We start from the raw sequence: 18,284 nt of genomic DNA on the forward strand, positions 1-18,284 counted from the left end.
ATCAACAGGGCCCCTCCTCCACAGGGCGACACAAGGATCAATAGGTGCGTACATGGCACTGGAAATAAATAATATTACAAAGGTCGTGCAAGGTGTGACACACATCAAACCCACGACACTCACGTTGAGAAAAGGCCACTTCAACGTGCTGCTGGGCGAAACCGGCGCTGGCAAAACCTCACTGATCAAGATGATGGCAGGGCTTGACCCCATTGCCTCCGGTCAAATCCTCATGGAGGGCGAAGACGTGACCGCCCTCTCCACACAAAAACGCAAGATCAGCCTCGTGCACCAGTTCTTTGTGAACTACCCGCATATGACTGTGTTTGAAAACATTGCCTCCCCTTTGAAGGTGGCAGGCATGGCCAAATCCGAAATTGCTGACCGTGTCGCCGAAGCCGCAGACATCCTGCAACTTGGCCCCATGCTACAGCGTCGCCCGCATGAACTCTCCGGTGGCCAGCAACAGCGCTGCGCCCTTGCTCGCGCCATTGCCAAAGAAAGCCGCGCGGTGTTCCTCGACGAGCCGTTGGCCAACCTTGACTACAAACTGCGCGAAGAACTACGCGAGCAGTTGCCTGAACTCTTTGCCGGTCGCGGCGCCGTGGTGGTTTATGCCACCTCTGAGCCCGAAGAAGCGCTGCTGCTTGGCGGCGAGACCGCCCTGATGGTCGATGGGTCCGTGGCCCAGTTTGGCACCACAGCGGACATCTACCGCGCACCAGCATCGCTGACCGCCGCGAGCGTGTTCTCTGACCCGCCCATCAACCATGCGCCCGTCACAAAACGCGGTGACGCCATGCATCTCGGCAACCTCAGCTGGACCGCATCAGGCGATGCCGCAGGTCTCACTGACGGCGACTACGTCATGGCCGTGCGCCCGCACCATGTCTTGCCACATACCCATGACGGCGCAGATGTTTCCTTGACTGGCCGAATTGGTGTGACCGAACTCTCGGGTTCCGAAAGCTCCGCGCACTTTTCTTTTGGCGACAACAGCTGGGTCAGCCTCGCCCATGGCACCCACCCGTATCGGATTGGCGAAGACCACGATTTCTTCCTCGATCCCACCACCTGTTTCTATTTTGCGCCCGACGGCGCCCGCGTCGGCTAAGGGGCACACAGAATGGCGAAAATCACTCTCAAAAACCTGCGGCACAGTTATTATCCCAATCCCAAGGGACCAGATGACTTTGCCCTCAAAGAAGTTGATCTGGATTGGCAAGACGGCGGCGCTTACGCCCTGCTTGGCCCCTCCGGTTGTGGCAAATCCACCCTTCTCAACATCATCTCCGGCCTGCTGGAGCCGTCTGAAGGCCAAATCCTGTTTGACGGCCAAGACGTCACCAAACTGCCACCTGATCAGCGTGACATCGCACAGGTGTTTCAGTTCCCGGTGATCTACGACACCATGACCGTGCGCCAGAACCTCGCGTTCCCGCTCAAGAACCGCGGCGTCGATCCAGCCACCATCGAAAAGCGTGTCGCAGAAATTGCTGAGATGCTCGAAGTCACCGACATTCTGGACCGCAAGGCGGCTGGCTTGTCGCCTGACAACAAACAGAAAATATCCATGGGCCGTGGCCTCGTACGCGATGACGTGAATGTCGTGATGTTTGACGAACCACTCACCGTGATCGACCCGCATCTCAAATGGAAGTTGCGCACCAAGCTCAAAGAGCTGCATCAGCGTGTTTCTCACACGATGATCTACGTCACCCACGACCAGACCGAAGCTCTGACATTTGCCGATCAGGTGGTGGTGATGCAGGACGGCGAAGTGGTGCAAATCGGCACACCAGAAGAACTGTTTGAACGTCCCGCACACACTTTTGTGGGCCACTTCATTGGCTCCCCAGGCATGAACGTGCTGCCAGCAACCATCAAAGACGGCCAAGCACTGTTCAACGGCACAGCCGTCGCTCTGGAAGGTCCCATCCATCCCGGCACCAAAGGCACACTGGAAATTGGCATCCGCCCGGAGTTTGTGTCGCTTGGCGACACCGGTATCGCTGGAACTGTGTCTCGTGTTTCCGACGTCGGCCGTCACGCCGTGGTGCAAGTCACAATAGCGGACACCAAAATCTCCGCCGTTGTGAACGGCACCCCACCCGCAACGGGCGACACCGTGCACCTACAACTCACAGCCGCTCAGACTCGGCTTTATGCCGACGGCTGGATTGCTTCCACGCCCGCGCAAAAGGAGAGCGCAGCATGAAAACCGAAAACCAAAAAGCCTGGTTCTTCGTGGCCCCGGTGCTGCTGCTTGTGGCCTTCAACGCCATCATTCCAATGATGACAGTGGTCAACTACTCGGTCCAGGAAACCTTTGGCGACAACCTCTTCTTCTGGGAAGGCCTCACCTGGTTTGAACAAATCCTGCGATCAGAGCGCTTCCACGCCGCACTGGGACGTCAATTCTTCTTCACCTTCATGATCCTGATCATCGAAGTGCCCCTTGGCATCGCCATCGCGCTTGCCATGCCACGCCAAGGCTTCTGGGTGCCGGTCTGCCTTGTGCTCATGGCGCTGCCGATGCTGATCCCATGGAACGTGGTTGGTGCAATGTGGAACATCTTTGCCCTGCCTGACATTGGCCTCTTGGGTTACTTCCTGAACCACGTGCTTGGCATCAACTACGACATGACACAGGACCCTGTGGCGGCGTGGATCACCATCATCGGCATGGACGTCTGGCACTGGACCTCGCTGGTTGTTCTCTTGGCCTACGCTGGCCTCGTCTCGATCCCGGATGCCTATTATCAGGCGGCCAAGATCGACGGTGCCTCCAACTGGTCGGTGTTCCGCTACATCCAGCTGCCCAAGATGAAGAACGTGCTGACCATTGCCATCCTTCTGCGCTTTATGGACAGCTTCAACATCTACACCGAGCCGTTTGTGCTGACCGGCGGTGGCCCCGGCAACTCGACCACGCTCCTGTCCATCGATCTGGTGAAAATCGCGCTTGGTCAGTTTGACCTCGGCCCCGCCGCCGCGATGAGCCTCATTTACTTCGCAATCACCCTCTTTGTGTCCTGGCTGTTCTACACGCTGATGACCAAAGACGACCTGAACTAAGGAGAGCGATCATGCGTAAAAGATCACTCGTTCCAATCCTCTATATCTTCTTCCTGATGCTGCCGATCTACTGGCTGGTGGCGATGAGCTTCAAAACCACAAACGAGATTCTCTCCGGGTTTTCGCTCTTCCCACAGACCTTCACGCTGGAGGCCTACATCACGATCTTCACCGATCCGACATGGTATTGGGGCTACATCAACTCGATCATCTACGTGTCCCTGAACACGGTGATCTCCATCGCGGTGGCGCTGCCCGCGGCCTATGCCTTCAGCCGCTACCGCTTCTTGGGTGACAAGCAGCTGTTCTTCTGGTTGCTGACCAACCGCATGGCCCCGGCGGCTGTGTTTGCCCTGCCCTTCTTTCAGCTCTACTCTGCTGTGGGCCTGTTTGACACGCACCTCGCCGTGGCGCTGGCACACTGCCTGTTCAACATCCCGCTCGCGGTGTGGATCTTGGAAGGCTTCATGGGCGGCGTACCGAAGGAACTGGACGAAACCGCCTATGTCGACGGCTACTCCTTCCCGCGCTTCTTCCTGACCATCTTCATCCCAACAATCAAAGCTGGTGTCGGCGTCGCGGCCTTCTTCTGCTTTATGTTCTCATGGGTGGAGTTGCTGCTGGCCAAAACCCTGACGGCCGTAGCCGCCAAACCCATCGCCGCCACGATGACCAAGACAGCGTCCTCTGCGGGCTATGAACTTGGTCTGCTCGCCGCTGCGGGAACCTTGACCATCATCCCCGGCGCCATCGTGATCTATTTTGTCCGCAACTACATCGCGAAGGGCTTCGCGATGGGGAGAGTTTGATATGTTAAGCTGGATGGCATGGACCTGGCCCACGGCCGCAATCTTCATCTGCTTGTTCTCCACAATTGGCCTGCTGATTGTGCTGGAAATAAAATATCCCGGCGGGGCCGAGCGCAAAGGTGTGCTGGGTCTGGTCACCACCCGCGGCGACCGACTGTTCCTCACCTGTCTGGGGGGAAGCTTCATCTTCCTCGCCTGGCTGGGTCTGATGGGCGAACCGCTCTGGTGGCCACTTGGTCTGGCAATGTGCTGGGGCACTTTCTGCTTCTGGAAGGTCTGACCCACATACGAAGAACAGCAAAGGGCAGCGCCGATCACAGCGCTGCCCTTTGTATTTGCCTTCTCTGGCACCCTCCCACGATAGGTCCTCCAACTAGGACTTTGACGACAAGAATCCGCCAGAGCCCCGCCCTGTCTTCTCATTCGCCAAATATCCCGGGGGAGTCGCCCCCGGCGACGGGGGCATCGCCCCCATGTCTTACCCACCGGCAACACTTCTTAACGCGGCCGGCGTCCCAAAAGACGCACCGCCGCAAAACAGCCGCGATACAGACGCCATACCGACGTTGATTTCAAAGGTTAACGGCCCCGCCACAAAGCACTGTGACGAGGCCGTTTTCTAAGTTTCTGACAGTGTTACCAGCTGCGCTGCGCCAGCGTATTGAGCTCGTTCAGACGGTCCAGATTGGCCACCGTGCTGAGCATGATCCGCTCATGGCTCCAGTCTTCTGGCTCAGTCAACGACACCGCACCAAGCAACACCACGCCAGCCATCAAAACCGACATGCCCGCGCCCAAAATCAATGCCTCTTTGGCTGGTTCATCCTGATCCCGCGCGATCTCCACAATGCGGTCTTTCAGCATTGAGCGGCGCGACAGGAACGGCACTTTGCGTCCCACCAAAGGCACCCCAAACGCCGCCGGCTGCGCCTTGGCCTGTGCCTGCGAGAACCGTGCAATTTCCAAAAGCCGCAAAGCGTATCCATGTGCATCAAAGCCTTTTCGCGCCAGATAAGCCCGATCACAGGCCAATTCTCCAAGCTTTCGCAACCGGCTGGAAAGAAACCAGAAACCGGGATTGAGCACTGCCAGAGGTGAGATCAACGACAACAAAACTTCCGCATCCACATCCCCTTGGCGAATGTGTTGCATCTCATGCCCAAGGGCCATCTGCACGCCCGAAGCATCACGGTAAAGCGACACGGGCAACACCACGTAATATCGGAAGAGACCTCGAGTCGAAAATGGCACCTCCACCGCAGGCGATACAACAACAGACACCCATTTGGTGCGTTGCACGACACGACCTGCGGTGATGGCGCGCCGAATACGTCCGATGTTTATGGCCAGATAAATAGCGCGAACCACAAATCCGACAGCAAACGTGGCAATCAACACCTGTGCAAACACAGACCCGCCGGTAGACATCTGATCCAGCCACTGGGCTTTCATCGCCAACAGTGCAGACATCTCCTGTGCGGAAAGCGCGATATTCCCGCTAAGCACCTGAGAAACCACCACATCTGTGGCGTTCACCGAGGCTGCATAGGTCGTTGTAATTAGATACGGCGTGACCAATGGCACCAATGCAAGACAGGCGATGGCCGCCATGCCCAATCGTCGTCGCGTCGAAAAACTGCGCCGTCCGCCGGACAGCACAAAAAGGCCCTCAAAGAAGGCAAAAACACATGCGGCCAACAGGATCAAAAGCTGAACCCAGATCGCCCCCCCTACGATTTGATCAACCGTCATCCTTTCTGATCCTTGTGTCGATGATCTCTTTGATTTCCTGGATCATTTCGTCTGTCAGATCCTCATTATCCACCAGTCGCGCCACCAGCGCAGTCGGGGTTCCTCCAAACAAGGTTTTAGACAGATTTTTCAGGCTGCGACCTTCATAGTCGCCTTTCTCAACGGCAGGAGAATATACCAGCGCCCGGTCCTTGCGGTCCGAGGTCACAAACCCCTTGTCGTCCAGAATTTTCATCACGGTCGCCACCGACGTATAGGCACGCTGATGCTCACCATCCAGCGCTCCCATGATATCCCGCACAGATCCTGTGCCGATCTCCCAAAGGGCGATCATAAATTCCAGCTCAACATCCGTGAGCATCTCACTGCGTCGACGTGCCAACGTGGCCACTCCGTGTTTGATTACTAGAAAATTAGTACTTCATTGGCGCTCTGGGGGGAAGAGATTTATGTACGGCATCTAAACACGCCTTGCGCGTCAGATTCAGACTCCCTTCAACCTCGTAGGCTAACCAGAACAAAACCACAGTACAGAGGCTCAGAATGGGTGCACTCAATGTTCAACGCACTCTGGCACAAGCCAAACAGTTGGAAAAATCTTGCGAGCTGCGTACGGCGCGTCCTCTACCGCAATGTTCTCTGCAAATTTCCAACAAAAACCCGCGCGCAAAATCCGCTCTTACTCAGCCAGAAAATAGATATCCAAATTTGAGCCACCCGCCCAAAGGTCTGCAACAACAGATACTTGCACCACTACATTCCAACAAGTTTACGGACCTTTCACAGATACTTTCTGTCGCCGTGGCCGAATACCCCACCTCGGCTTTTCTGTGGAACTTGACGGGCATGTCCACAAAAGCTTCGGGCGAAATGTCGACCGCCAAAATTGCCTGTCGCTCAAACCAAATTCTCTAGACGCCGCCTGGAGCCTTCTGGAGCTCTATGAAAAGCGCAACAGGCTTGCAGATCTGCAAGCGCGCATGGAGTTTGTAGCAACACTCGGCCCAACCGCTACCGACACCGTTGCACATTTCACTGCGCTGCTGCACTTCCGAAACAAAAACTACGCTGCAGCAAAACGGGCTGCAGGAGATGTCGCTGTGTCGGGACTGGAGCCTGACAAACGAACGTCCCATCTCTGGCTGGACGCCGCTATTGCTGACAAGCTCGGCGACACACAGGAAGCTTTCAAACGGTTCACCTTGATGAACGCCGCCGCAGCCAACGCCCATGCTTACTTGGTTACAGATGTACCGGCGTACTTGCCCTCACAGCGAAGGTTACACTATATCAACAACTTAGAATACCTTTCTCACAGGACAACGACGAACAGAAAGGGAAAGTGCGAAACTGCATATTTTGACTTTGCGAAGCGCACCCCCCACCATGCTTGCGAGTGGCGGCAATGCGCAGGAAGCGGACTTTGTAAAGTTTTTTGACCAATAACAGCAACCTTACGTCGAAACTGCCTGGCGAGCCATAGTACTCGAGTAGAGCCACTCACGCGGCTGTGACGGCCTGCATTCATCCAACGGCTCAAAAGTCGAGTTTCGAGGGCTTGATCAGAGCCCGAAAAGGTAACAACATACGTAAACAAATCACGGCCCTGAGGAGAGCCAGCGTCGAAACGGACATTAAGTCGGGACATTTTGCTATGAAACATTCATTGAGCTATATGTTGGCTTTGACAATCGTATTGTTCGGAACAAACTCGAGTATTGCCGAAACTGTGGAGTTCGGAACATTCGACTTTGCGCCTTATGTTCTTCACGATGATCCAGAAGGCCGCCTTGGCCTTTTTGTGGATATCACCACGGCCATTGCTGATCGAGCAGAAGTTCCTATTATCAACAGCGTACTGCCCATTGCACGTGTGATAAAAAACCTGGAACACGGCCTTACCGATTGTGTGGTTGCGCTGGAAACTCCGTGGACATTGGAGCATTTGATCCAGGTTTCCGAAATCCACGATCGAATGGAAATCATTTTTGCGACACGGCCCCAACTTGACATTACCGGCATCAGTGATCTGCACGGCCGACGACTGGCAATTCCGCGCGGCACTTTCCGAGGTTCCCCCGTCACGACCGAGCCAGATATTGAACGTGTTTTGACAAATGGCTACGAGCAAAGCATCGACTTGTTGAGGGCTGGACGGGTTGATGCAATTGCTGGAACTGCGGTTAGTCTTTACCATAGTTTTGCAACCGAGAACGTGACACGGGGTGACATCGGTGTTGTCGTTCCTGTGGAAAACAACTCCTTGTGGCTGCAATGTGCCAAAGGTCAGGTGTCGAACGATATATTGGCAAAAATGGATCAGGCGACCACTGCCTTGCGAGACGAAGGTGCCATTGAGGCCTTTGTGCAGCGTTACATTCCGCCAGAGTTCAAATAGTGCCGGATCTGGACAGCACGTCGCCCAAAAAGTTTACGAATAGCCTTTCGTTTCGACAGGCACGTGTTGCGGTGCTTGTTGGGTTTGTATTGGGGATTGGCTTCAGTGCCATCCAGATATTGTCGGATCTGCGACGAGAGATTCAACAAATTGACACGACATTTGAGCAGTCTCTCAAAATACTGGAAGAGTCAGCGTTTCAGGCGGCATTTGGACTCGACAAGGTGTTAGCCCAAACCGTTGTGAATGGGGTGTTCCATCAGTTGGCGATTTCTGAAGCGACGATTATCGATAGCTATGGCGACACGATGTATTCAAGGACGCGCCCGCAATTGAAGACGTCCCTATCTTGGTTGGCTGAAGGAATATTTGGTGAGGTCAAATCGTATTCCACGCCACTGCTAGAGAAGGAAACCGGCTTCTACGCAGGTGAGTTGATTATTCGCGTCGATACAAATGTTATTGCCAGAGACTTTTTCAAACGCTCTGGGCTCGTCCTTGGATTTGGTGTCCTAAGAAACCTATTATTGGCGACGGTCCTTGCCTTGATTTACCATAAAATGTTGACCAAGCCGCTTAGGGAGATTGCTGACCACATCCACCGGGGAGCAACGGAACTTCCTGTTTCCAAAGCGCACGAAAACGACGAACTGAGTGAAATTGCGCTTGAGTACAACAAACTCTCTCACGCCCGCGCGCAGGCAGTCACGCGGCTCAAAGAGGAGGAGCGGAGGTACCGGCGTTTGATCGCAAACAGTCAGGTTTCGCTATCCAATGCCAACTATTCGGAGGTCATTAAATCACTCAATCACCTTCGCAACGAAGGGGTGGATGATCTTCGGCACTATCTCGACGTGAACAAGGATGCGGCCTGGCAGCTGTTCACAACAATAGAAGTATTGAGTGCCAATGACGCAACTCTGAAACTGTTCGGGGCGGCGTCTGAGAACGAGCTGATGCAGCAGTCCAAAAAAACGTTTGGTCCAGAAACAATTGACATGTTTGAGGAACAGCTTTGCGCCATTTGGGAAAAACAGAGAATGTTTCGGGCAGAAACAGTTTTTTACACCTTAACCGGCGAAGAAATTATTGGCGTGATCTCGCTCCCCCTGCCTGCAACAGACGCAGGGTTCAGCAGTATTCCCGTCAGTATTCTGGATATTACCGAATTCAAGAATGCGGAAACAGAACTCACGTTCCGAGGTGAAATCATAGAAGTTGTTGGCGAAGGTGTACTTGTTTCGCGGGTGTCTGATGGGGTGATTATCTACACAAACGCGTCTCTTGATTCCACGTTCGGCTACGATCGCGGAGAACTTGCAGGTCGGGTTGTCAGCCTGCTTAATGCTAAAATGGACACCACACCTGAAGAAGTGTCGTCGACCATTGCCGACAAAATTTTGAAGGGCGACCGATGGGGTGGCGACGTGCTCAATGTTCGCAAAGATGGATCCCTGTTCTGGAGTGAAGTTTCAGTGACCGGCTTTGAGCACTCTATGCATGGAACCTTGGCTATTGCGGTCCAATCCGACATATCGGATCGCAAATTTCTTGAAGAACAACTTCGACAATCGCAACGTATGGAAGCTGTCGGCCAACTGACGGGTGGGGTGGCGCACGACTTTAACAACCTGCTGGCTGTAATGCTTGGCAATACCGAACTGCTTGAGGATCTGGCAGACAAGACGCCAGAAACAAAGAAATTCATCACAACCATCAAATCGGCTGTGGACCGGGCTTCCTCGCTGACCGGACGGTTGCTGGCCTTCTCCAGGCAATCGACGTTGGCTCCTGTTCCAGCAAATGTATGCGATTTGATTGGCGGCATCGACGACATGCTGCACAGAACGTTGGGGGCCACCATCGAACTGGCTGTGGCGTGCCCTGACGACCTCTGGCCCGCGTTGATCGACACCCATGAATTTGAAAACGCGCTGATAAACCTCGTGCTGAATGCGCGGGACGCCATGCCACGGGGGGGGCGACTGACCATAGAAACTCAGAATGCCACTCTAGACGAGTCTTATGCGGCGCAATCTACAGAGGTTACCCCGGGAGATTATGTGCAGGTGACGGTGAGTGACACAGGGGAGGGCATGTCTGAGGATGTTCAACTCAAAGTGTTTGAACCCTTCTTCACAACAAAAGATGTCGGCAAGGGAAGTGGTCTTGGGCTCAGTATGGTATTTGGCTTCGTCAAGCAGTCAAATGGGCATGTCACGATCTACAGCGAAGAAGGTCACGGTACGTCTGTGAGACTCTATTTGCCCCGCTCTAAAGAAGCGGTGGCTGAGGTGGAAACGGTTCAAAATGTGCAAGAGTACGCGCGGGGTGTCGGGCACATCCTTGTGGTTGAAGACGACGCTGCAGTGCGGAGTATCTCCGGTTCCATTTTGCGAGCTCAAGGATACAATGTCCAAGAGGCAGAAAATGGCCACGAGGCGGTCCAACACTTGCGAGACGGTCTGAGCTTTGACCTCTTGTTCACGGATATGGTGCTGCCGGGCGGCCTCAACGGTGTTGAAATTGCTGCGCTGGCTCAAAAACACCACCCCGACATCAAGGTGCTTTACACGACGGGGTTTGCAGAAAACTCCTCTGTCGAGGTCCGTAATTTGGTCAGCAGCGGTTTGTTGATCAACAAGCCGTTTCAACGGACGACATTACTGGAAAAAGTGCACCAAGTTTTGGAGAACAAACGGACTTGAGGCGTCGATTCAAAAGTCCGCGCGAACCATGGCCAACCGCTTGTGTCCTGCAGTTGGCAGATGACGTCGCCAACAACGGTTGAGGCATCATAAGGATTGCGCTTGCATCTGAGCCAACGTGCCGGCTTCCGTTTGTAACACGTCTTTCAGAAGGTCACGAGACAGCGGCTTGTGCATGCTGTCACCGACATCAATATCTCGTGCTTGGGCAATCAATTTTGCCGCTTCCATGGATGGCGCCCCACCGCCCGTCATAAAGCGCAAACGCAAGGGTCGGTTGAGCGCGGCTAGCCCGGAGATAACTTCGATCCCGTCCATCTGTGGCATGTTAATGTCAACAAGCAGCAAAGCTGGCTCGTCGCCTTCTTGCAGTCCTTCCAAAAGTTTGATGCCATTGCTGCAAATCTCGGCGTCCCACCCATGCCGGGTTGCAACATGTGCCAAATACTCCGCAAACTCTACATTATCGTCCGCGATGTACACTTTTTGCATCCGGGCAATCCTAGTTAGTTGGGATGAGACAAATCCAAGCCTACCCAATCCCCGACAAAAAGCAACTCATCGAACCGATCCAAGGCCAGTTTCGTTTTCCAATGCTTGTGCACCACTACAGCAAGCAGCAGAACTTCAGCGTTGAAGGGACCGAGGAAACTACGTTTCCTTTGTTGTTGGAACCACCGAGCGGTTTTTCTCTGAAAGACTCATTTCACAGGTCCGCTTCGGGCTGGCTGCTGCCATCGGACAACCATTGTTGGGCCCGATCTCGCTGCAAACATGTTGCTGCAGCGCCGCAAGGCCGCTTTGAGCCTATTCTGCTGAAAAACTCGCTTGCCAAAAAACGCCGCGACAAATTAGAACAAGTATTTTGAGATCGCACCGCTGGCAAACAGCATTCTCAGAATGGCATTCCTGCGGGACAGTGTTCCGACGATATGCGTTCAAATGGCCAAACACCGAGTTTATCAACAGAATAAGCCCAAAGCGACGGATGCTGCGGAATGCACCAATGTCCGCGATGCTGCATTGACCTGTGTACTCAGTTTCGTGCGTTTTTTGCCCTCAGTTTTGCTTTGAGTTCCAATATTGTGGTTTGCAGCGATGACACTTCATAGTCAGCTTCCGCACTCGTGAACCGGGGTGTGATGTGTTGCGGGCAGTTCCAGTCGAATGCCTCGACAGTTATCAGCAATCCCCGTTCTACCCGCGCCTTATAGCGGTCGCCCAGTGACAGTTTTTGTTGTGTGTCCAGCTCAGAGGCACCCAGCGTTTGAACCCTGCCCAGAAGTTTGAGGCGGGTTTTGTTTGGGTAGTCCATAAAGAATAGCGACACACGGTCGTTCTGGCTTATGTTTCCCATACTTACATATTGCCGGATGCCCCGAAAGTCAGCAAACCCCAGCGTTTTGTCGTCCAGAATCTTCACAAATCCAACCGGACCACCGCGATGTTGCACATAGGGCCAGCCCGTTTCGCTGACCGTCGCCATGTAAAAGCTGTCGCGCGCGGCAATGAATTGGGCTTCGTTTGGGCCCAGAACGTAGTTGTAGTCGTCACCAACTTCCATTCGCGCATGTGAATTGCGCGACCCTTGGTCGGACTGGATGTTTTTCACGGCGCCCGTGAAGGCGAGTTCGGCGAATTTGTGTCCCATTTGACGGACCCTTTTTGAGTAGCAGATATTTCAGGCCGAGATCTGACACCCCCGGCTGGACAAACAGCCACCAAGGATTGCGCGCACTTTTGATTAGGCGCGCATCATTTGGGCTGGCGAAACGGTGCAGGGTGGCCCCTGCACCGAATTGGCTTAGTTGGTCTTGTTCTTGGACAGGAATGTCCGGATGGTAGCCGCAACCTCAGCGCCGTGGGATTCAAGGATGAAGTGACCGGCGTCAATCAGATGCAGTTCCGCATTCGGTAGATCACGCAGGTACGGTGTTGCCCCTTCGGCTGGGAAGATGTGGTCGTTCTCGCCCCAGACGATCAACGTGGGAGGTTGATACGCACGGAAGAATTCCTGGAAATCCGGATAGAGATCGACGTTTGTGCGGTAATCATAAAACAGGTCCAGTTGGATTTCCTGGTTTCCGGGCCGATCAAGATACGTTTGATCCAGCATCCACGCATCAGGGCTGACACGGCTTAGGTGGGTGTCGGGCACCCCATGGGTGTACTGCCATTCGGTTGCGCCGACATTCAGGAAGCCGCGCAAAGACTCACGATTTTCATCGGTCGCATCAGTCCAGTAGGTGCGAAACACATCCCAGAACTCCAGTAGGCCTTCTTCATAGGCGTTGCCATTTTGAATGATCAGCGCCTCGATTGCCTGTGGCTCTTTCAGGGCCAGGCGGTATCCGACCGGTGCGCCGTAATCCATCACGTAAAGGCTATAGGATGTCAGATCCAAAGCGTCGGTAAAGCCGTCCATTAAAGCTGCATAGTTGGCAAAGCTGTATTCAAATTCGCTGGGATCAGGCATCGCACTGCGCCCAAATCCGGGATAATCTGGGGCAATCACGTGATAGCTGTCCGCCAGTTCGGGAATGAGATTGCGATACTGCTGTGAGGACGTTGGGAAACCGTGCAACAACAGCAAAGTAGGCGCATTTTCATTACCAGCTTCGCGGTAGAAGATCTCCTGCCCATCAATGTCGACAGTGTTGTAGCGCACGGCGTCGTGGGCAATCCCGCTGAGCGCAGCTGCGGTTGTTGCAGAGTCTTCTGCGAAGGTTGGTGATGCGTGCGGCACCAGCAGCGCCAACGCGATAAGGCCGGACAAAAGGGGAGGCGTGATCAAGTTCGTTTTCATTTCTGTATCCTTCGATATGGGCCGCGTTACAGGGTGTGTTGCGGCGGCGTGTGAGCAACAGATAATGACCTTCCAATGGTGGAAGAATAATGATAATTATGAATTCATTGTTGCAAAAAGTGGAATAAATGGATCGCATCCAGCAAATGGAAGTTTTTGCTGCCATCAATGACACCGGCAGTTTTGTGCAGGCCGCCAACCGGCTTCGCATGTCGCCACCGGCTGTGACGCGGGCAATGAATGCACTGGAAGAAAGGTTGGGCGTTCAGTTGCTGACGCGATCCACCCGTCAATTGACACTTACTGATGCCGGAACGCGGTTTTTGATTGCAGCCCGCCAGCTCCTAGTCGAGATCGAGTCAGCCGAAAAACTGGCGGTCGGCGAAGAAGGCGTGGCGCAGGGTCATTTGACTGTTTCGGCGTCGTTGGCCTTCAGTCGAATGATCGCAGCGCCAGTCATTCGATCTTTCCTCGCTTCGCATCCACGGATTTCAGTGTCATTGGTCGCGGTCGACCGGGTGACGAACATTGTCGAAGAAGGAATTGATGTCGCCATTAGAATTGGTGAATTGCCGGATTCCAACCTCATGGCAAAGCGTCTGGGCGTTGTACGTCGTCTTTTTGTCGCCAGCCCGGAATATCTGGATCGCCGCGGCACTCCGAATGATCCATCGGAACTAAAGCTGCATTCGATCATCGGGTTCACCGGGATCATGTCGATCCATGACTGGCACTACAAGCACGGCAAATCACGGGGTCACGTCCAATTGCACCCCCGGTTTGAGGTGAATGATGCAACCACGGCACTGACGGCCGCGACCGCTGGTGAGGGGATAACAATGGCCTTGTCATACATGGTCGCCGACGAAATCCGTTCCGGCCAGCTTGCGCCCGTGCTGGTCGATTACCTGCCGCCTGCGGAGCCTATCCATCTTGTGTATCCGCAAAGCAAAATCGTTGCCCCAAAGGTGCGGTCGTTTGTGGATTTCGCAGCGGACCGGCTAACCGATGCTATTGGGCAGTCAGAACTTGCGCTGAGTTAGTGGAACCTCAGGCGACTCATCTGATCGCGACAGTCGAAACAGCATCACATCCCGTAAAGCAGCTGTTGCAATTCACGTTCCGGATGGCAGATTTGGTCCGCACTGCTGACCTTCACCCTCCAAAAATGGTGTTCAATGCACGAATGTCTGGTTTGGTGAAGCTGCACTGCGGCCAAGTCGCACCAGATGAATGCCGGCAATGGGCCGTTCGCGGGCTGTGCGGTCTGCCAGGTTGTCAAACTATGCAAAGGGCGCTTTCTGCGCATAGCAGCCCTTGTTGGGCGCGCAGCTCGCCAGAATGAGCCATTTGACAGCCGAGGCCATTTCTGCGCTTGTGAGGTGTGATCCTCGCATTTGCTGCAAATTCAGGCAGACCGCTGGGGGTAGTTTAAGCGCTTCCGTTTCGAAGCTGAGAACCTTCAATGTATTGACCACGCGAAAGCCCGCCGAGTGTCGAACGTTCACTGGTCCGAGTGTTGACTGAATTCGGGTTCTTGGCTTTGCACGGTTCTGTCTCAACTCATTTTCGCCTATGTCGGGGGCGGTATTGTGCAGATTGGGGTTCACACAGATGATAGTCTTCTTTTTTGTATTAGCCCTAGGTGCCATCGCTTTGATGGTCAGATACTGGGCAAGTCGCCAGCGCCTGCATAGGCTTCTGTCTCAACCCATGTCTGCGGACCATCGTGCAATTGTGGAGGAACAGGTCCCAATTACTGCCAAACTGCCCATGGACCTGCGCACTAAACTGGAAGGCAAGATCAACCGGTTTCTAGATCAGGTGGAATTCGACGGATGCAATAGGCTTGAAATTACCGAGGAAATGAAAGTTTCCATAGCCGCGCAGGCCTGTCTCTTAGTTGTTAATACCGAAATTTGGTATGATCATCTTACGACCATTCTCGTCTACCCCGGTGCTTTCAAATCGAGGCAAACACAGCACAATGGCTATGTCGTGATCGAACGCGAAATCGTTCGAACCGGGGAAAGCTGGTCTCGAGGACCTGTTATCCTGTCCTGGTCGCACTCCCAGCAAGGGGCGGCAAACGACACGGATGGTCACAATGTTGTATTCCATGAGTTCGCCCATCAAATCGATGACCTGTCAGGACGTACAGATGGGGTGCCAAACCTCGGGCCAAATCAAAAGTACTCGGATTGGGTTCAAGTGTTCGAAACAGCATTTAAAAAGCACGTCCAGCTTGTTCAAAAGGGGCGTAAGACCGTGATCGACCACTATGGTGCGGAAGGTTATGAAGAATTCTTTGCTGTATCCGTTGAGGTTTTTTTTGAAAGACCTGCATCCCTCAAGCGAGAAGAGCCAAGCGTCTATGAACAGTTGTCATTGTTGTTCCAGCTAGACCCATCCTCGTGGTGAATGGGCCAATGCAATTGCGGGGTGGTTGGCAGCTCTGAGGCTGATCTATTTTGAAAGGGCGGACAGCTGCCGTTCTCTGCAGTCGCGAGGGCTCAGCTTCGCCGTGGCCAAAGCGGACATTCAAACCCTATCAGAGCGGAACCTACATGCTGCGATGAGCATCAAGGTCAGCAATGCGCAGATAGCACCCTATGCAAAGTCCGCCTTCCGGCCTCGGAACACAGCCCACGTTCGCTGTGATGCCGCATTAGAAGCGGTCATTGGTGAGAGTTGCGGCGAAGTTTTGGGGTTCGAGGGCAGCACTGCGGACTTACCCGACCTTCACACAGATTAGCCCAAATGTCGTTTTTGGCCTGCAACCAGCGTTCGCGTCATGGCGGGCTAACGGCAGCCCTGGCACAAAGGGGTATTGGCTTCCTTCAAACCGTCTGGAAACCGGTCATCCTCCGTTGGCAAAGACGAAAAAGGTGTTTCAATTAGTAACGAACCTTGGAAACGACAGCGAATGAGATCACTGTAGAATGCGTGTTCGCTGCTTCACAAACCTCCTGCAAATTTTGTGAGTTGACTCTATACCGAAGCCTGGCGGCATGACGTTGAGCCAATTCGCCCACCCAAGCCAAGCATTCCAACTGTAACCACCGGTGCGTTGGTCGAGCGGTCGCCGTCCAGCTCCCAAGTCCCTAGATTTGTCAGCAGCAAACTGCCCCCCGTGACCTGTGCTCTATCCACCCATCTCAAACGCTTTGAACATGAACTTCTTTGGAGTTTGCCTCTCCTCGGCTTGAGACACACAAAACGCCTTCTTCGGCCTGCGATTGCAAGCCATCAAAGTTGAGGTGCCTGGAAAATGATTCCGTCGGGCAAAACGTTCCTCTAGAAATTGCATAATGATGCCGGACTTAGGCAGGCCAGGCGCGCGGCATTCTTTAGGCATTCGACCTTTTTACCGATCCACTCTCAGACCGCTGGGAACCTGCTCAGGAATCCGGCTTTCAACAGCCTCAGCTGCCGAACCCGTCAGGCTTTTGAGGAATGCAACCAGAGCCGCGATTTCTGCGTCGCTGCGGGGCGGAATGTGAATGTCACGGTGTTTGGCATGCCGCGCCATTTCGATACGGTCTTGCTGGATGACAAAATCGATACGACTTAACCAAGGCACGTCGGGCAGCGTCAGATCAGTCCCTTTCCACTTGGCACGTTCTCCTGGGGGATCAAAGTGATGAAGGATCATGCGCTCCAAGGTTGGGTAGGCGCCGTTGTGCCCATAGGGCGCTGTAATCGCTACATTTCTCAACATAGGCGTCCGAAAGCGATAAGCATCGGCAAGGTCATCGGTTTCACCCATACGCCCGACATCCCGCGCATAAGGATCGAACTTTCGCGTCCTTCCGGGGCCAAATGCGGGCAACCCCAAAGCATGAAACTGCTGATCTGAAAACAGGTTTCCGGAATGGCAGTTGCTACACCCTGCATTGCCAAAAAACAGATCCATTCCTTGGATTTGCATCGCCGACAGAGCCTGATCATCACCAGCCAAATAGGCATCAAATGGACTGTCAAAGGACGTAAAATCTTGCACCATAAAATGCGCCAAGGTGTCCGCGATTTGGACAATCGTCACCTCTTCGGCCACGTCTATTTCGTTGAATGCAGAGACAAAACGGACACCATAGTCGGGGAGCGTTCTGACCCGTTTGGCGATGATTGGCCACCCGGCATCAATGCGATCCCGCGTCGCTCCCACAACCTCATTTTCACCGACATTTCCAGCCATCTCAAAACCGGATGTCATGGGGAAAAGCGCCTGCGCTGCCAGAACTGACTTTAGCCCATCGGGAAGCCACTCTTCTGCGGGCGTGTTGAAGCCATTTCCAAATATGGGGTCCACACTAACGCGGCCGTCATGCATCAGTGTATCAATAGTCTTTGCGCCCAAGTTCCATAGCGCAGGCGCATTGCGCGGAATACGTTTTTGGACCTTGTTTGCGCCCACATCCGAAACCCGATCCGGTCCAAGACCGTGCCCGCCTTCGCCCAATCCAAGTGACAATCCGTCAGATGTTCCAAATCGCGGATGATGGCAGGTTCCACAGCTGATATTCCTGTTCCCGGACAGGATCTTGTCGTAAAATAACAGGCGTCCTAGTTCCGCCTTTTCGGCGTCCACATCCATGAAGTCACTGGCGGTCAGTGGTGTTGGCAACGCAGGCAATTCGGCGAAGGACGGGGCGGCAAACAGGATCACGGAGAGCGCATGCGACACCCCACAAAAAAGCTTCTTCTGGCGGCGGCGTTGGTCGTGGGAACGA

At 54.0% G+C, this 18,284-nt stretch carries 17 protein-coding genes; 11 read left to right on the plus strand and 6 right to left on the minus strand.

Annotated features, from left to right (window positions below):
• Positions 1 to 52 precede the first annotated feature (52 nt).
• From QOL67_RS06040 to QOL67_RS06060, 5 genes are read left to right on the plus strand one after another with little or no spacing between them, the layout of a single operon-like run.
• Positions 53 to 1,114, plus strand: coding sequence for an ABC transporter ATP-binding protein (locus tag QOL67_RS06040; RefSeq protein ID WP_283425070.1), 1,062 nt, complete (start codon positions 53 to 55; stop codon positions 1,112 to 1,114).
• 12 nt (positions 1,115 to 1,126) lie between these two features.
• Positions 1,127 to 2,218, plus strand: a complete 1,092-nt coding sequence (locus QOL67_RS06045; RefSeq protein WP_283425071.1) for an ABC transporter ATP-binding protein — start codon at positions 1,127 to 1,129, stop codon at positions 2,216 to 2,218.
• On the plus strand, positions 2,215 to 3,078 hold the full coding sequence (locus tag QOL67_RS06050) for a carbohydrate ABC transporter permease (protein WP_164642126.1): 864 nt from the start codon (positions 2,215 to 2,217) through the stop codon (positions 3,076 to 3,078). Before QOL67_RS06045 ends, QOL67_RS06050 begins: the two co-directional genes overlap by 4 nt.
• Before the next feature lie 11 nt (positions 3,079 to 3,089).
• A complete protein-coding gene (locus tag QOL67_RS06055) occupies positions 3,090 to 3,887 on the plus strand; it encodes a carbohydrate ABC transporter permease (protein WP_164642124.1) in 798 nt (265 codons plus the stop codon).
• Position 3,888: 1 nt separating this feature from the next.
• Positions 3,889 to 4,167, plus strand: a complete 279-nt coding sequence (locus QOL67_RS06060) for a DUF2160 domain-containing protein (protein ID WP_283425072.1) — start codon at positions 3,889 to 3,891, stop codon at positions 4,165 to 4,167.
• 356 nt (positions 4,168 to 4,523) lie between these two features.
• Here the strand turns inward: QOL67_RS06060 and QOL67_RS06065 are convergent, their stop codons facing one another.
• Both QOL67_RS06065 and QOL67_RS06070 read right to left on the minus strand, forming a co-directional pair.
• On the minus strand, positions 4,524 to 5,639 hold the full coding sequence (locus QOL67_RS06065; RefSeq protein ID WP_283425073.1) for a M56 family metallopeptidase: 1,116 nt from the start codon (positions 5,637 to 5,639) through the stop codon (positions 4,524 to 4,526).
• Complete coding sequence (locus QOL67_RS06070; protein ID WP_283425074.1) at positions 5,629 to 6,021, minus strand: BlaI/MecI/CopY family transcriptional regulator; 393 nt, start codon at positions 6,019 to 6,021, stop codon at positions 5,629 to 5,631. Before QOL67_RS06070 ends, QOL67_RS06065 begins: the two co-directional genes overlap by 11 nt.
• A gap of 448 nt (positions 6,022 to 6,469) precedes the next feature.
• Between QOL67_RS06070 and QOL67_RS06075 the strand changes: the two genes are divergently transcribed.
• The 3 genes from QOL67_RS06075 (at position 6,470) to QOL67_RS06085 (ending at position 10,745) form a co-directional block, all read left to right on the plus strand.
• The gene (locus QOL67_RS06075) at positions 6,470 to 7,078 is read left to right on the plus strand and encodes a hypothetical protein (RefSeq protein WP_283425075.1); all 609 of its coding nucleotides are present in this window, start codon (positions 6,470 to 6,472) and stop codon (positions 7,076 to 7,078) included.
• A gap of 215 nt (positions 7,079 to 7,293) precedes the next feature.
• A complete protein-coding gene (locus QOL67_RS06080) occupies positions 7,294 to 8,037 on the plus strand; it encodes a substrate-binding periplasmic protein (protein WP_283425076.1) in 744 nt (247 codons plus the stop codon).
• Positions 8,037 to 10,745, plus strand: coding sequence for an ATP-binding protein (locus tag QOL67_RS06085; protein ID WP_283425077.1), 2,709 nt, complete (start codon positions 8,037 to 8,039; stop codon positions 10,743 to 10,745). Before QOL67_RS06080 ends, QOL67_RS06085 begins: the two co-directional genes overlap by 1 nt.
• Positions 10,746 to 10,832: 87 nt before the next feature.
• Here QOL67_RS06085 and QOL67_RS06090 read toward each other — a convergent pair whose 3' ends face one another.
• Positions 10,833 to 11,237: a response regulator gene (locus QOL67_RS06090; protein WP_283425078.1), complete on the minus strand. Its 405-nt coding sequence runs from the start codon at positions 11,235 to 11,237 to the stop codon at positions 10,833 to 10,835.
• Between the two features lie 23 nt (positions 11,238 to 11,260).
• Between QOL67_RS06090 and QOL67_RS06095 the strand changes: the two genes are divergently transcribed.
• Positions 11,261 to 11,614, plus strand: a complete 354-nt coding sequence (locus QOL67_RS06095) for a hypothetical protein (RefSeq protein WP_283425079.1) — start codon at positions 11,261 to 11,263, stop codon at positions 11,612 to 11,614.
• A 167-nt stretch (positions 11,615 to 11,781) separates the two neighbouring features.
• On the opposite strand, the gene QOL67_RS06100 is transcribed toward QOL67_RS06095, so the two are convergent.
• Both QOL67_RS06100 and QOL67_RS06105 read right to left on the minus strand, forming a co-directional pair.
• Positions 11,782 to 12,396: a pyridoxamine 5'-phosphate oxidase family protein gene (locus tag QOL67_RS06100; RefSeq protein WP_283425080.1), complete on the minus strand. Its 615-nt coding sequence runs from the start codon at positions 12,394 to 12,396 to the stop codon at positions 11,782 to 11,784.
• Between the two features lie 153 nt (positions 12,397 to 12,549).
• The gene (locus QOL67_RS06105) at positions 12,550 to 13,551 is read right to left on the minus strand and encodes an alpha/beta fold hydrolase (RefSeq protein ID WP_283425081.1); all 1,002 of its coding nucleotides are present in this window, start codon (positions 13,549 to 13,551) and stop codon (positions 12,550 to 12,552) included.
• Positions 13,552 to 13,679: 128 nt separating this feature from the next.
• Here QOL67_RS06105 and QOL67_RS06110 point away from each other — a divergent pair, with 128 nt between their 5' ends.
• Both QOL67_RS06110 and QOL67_RS06115 read left to right on the plus strand, forming a co-directional pair.
• Positions 13,680 to 14,594 carry a LysR family transcriptional regulator gene (locus QOL67_RS06110; RefSeq protein WP_283425082.1) on the plus strand — a complete coding sequence of 305 codons (915 nt, stop codon included), beginning with the start codon at positions 13,680 to 13,682 and terminating at the stop codon, positions 14,592 to 14,594.
• 571 nt (positions 14,595 to 15,165) lie between these two features.
• Positions 15,166 to 15,972, plus strand: coding sequence for a M90 family metallopeptidase (locus QOL67_RS06115; protein ID WP_283425083.1), 807 nt, complete (start codon positions 15,166 to 15,168; stop codon positions 15,970 to 15,972).
• 946 nt (positions 15,973 to 16,918) lie between these two features.
• Here the strand turns inward: QOL67_RS06115 and QOL67_RS06120 are convergent.
• Positions 16,919 to 18,238, minus strand: coding sequence for a cytochrome-c peroxidase (locus QOL67_RS06120; RefSeq protein ID WP_283425084.1), 1,320 nt, complete (start codon positions 18,236 to 18,238; stop codon positions 16,919 to 16,921).
• Positions 18,239 to 18,284: the final 46 nt, after the last annotated feature.

Origin of the sequence: Shimia sagamensis, from assembly GCF_900182745.1 — a bacterium.
Classification (GTDB): Bacteria; Pseudomonadota; Alphaproteobacteria; order Rhodobacterales; family Rhodobacteraceae; genus Shimia; species Shimia sagamensis.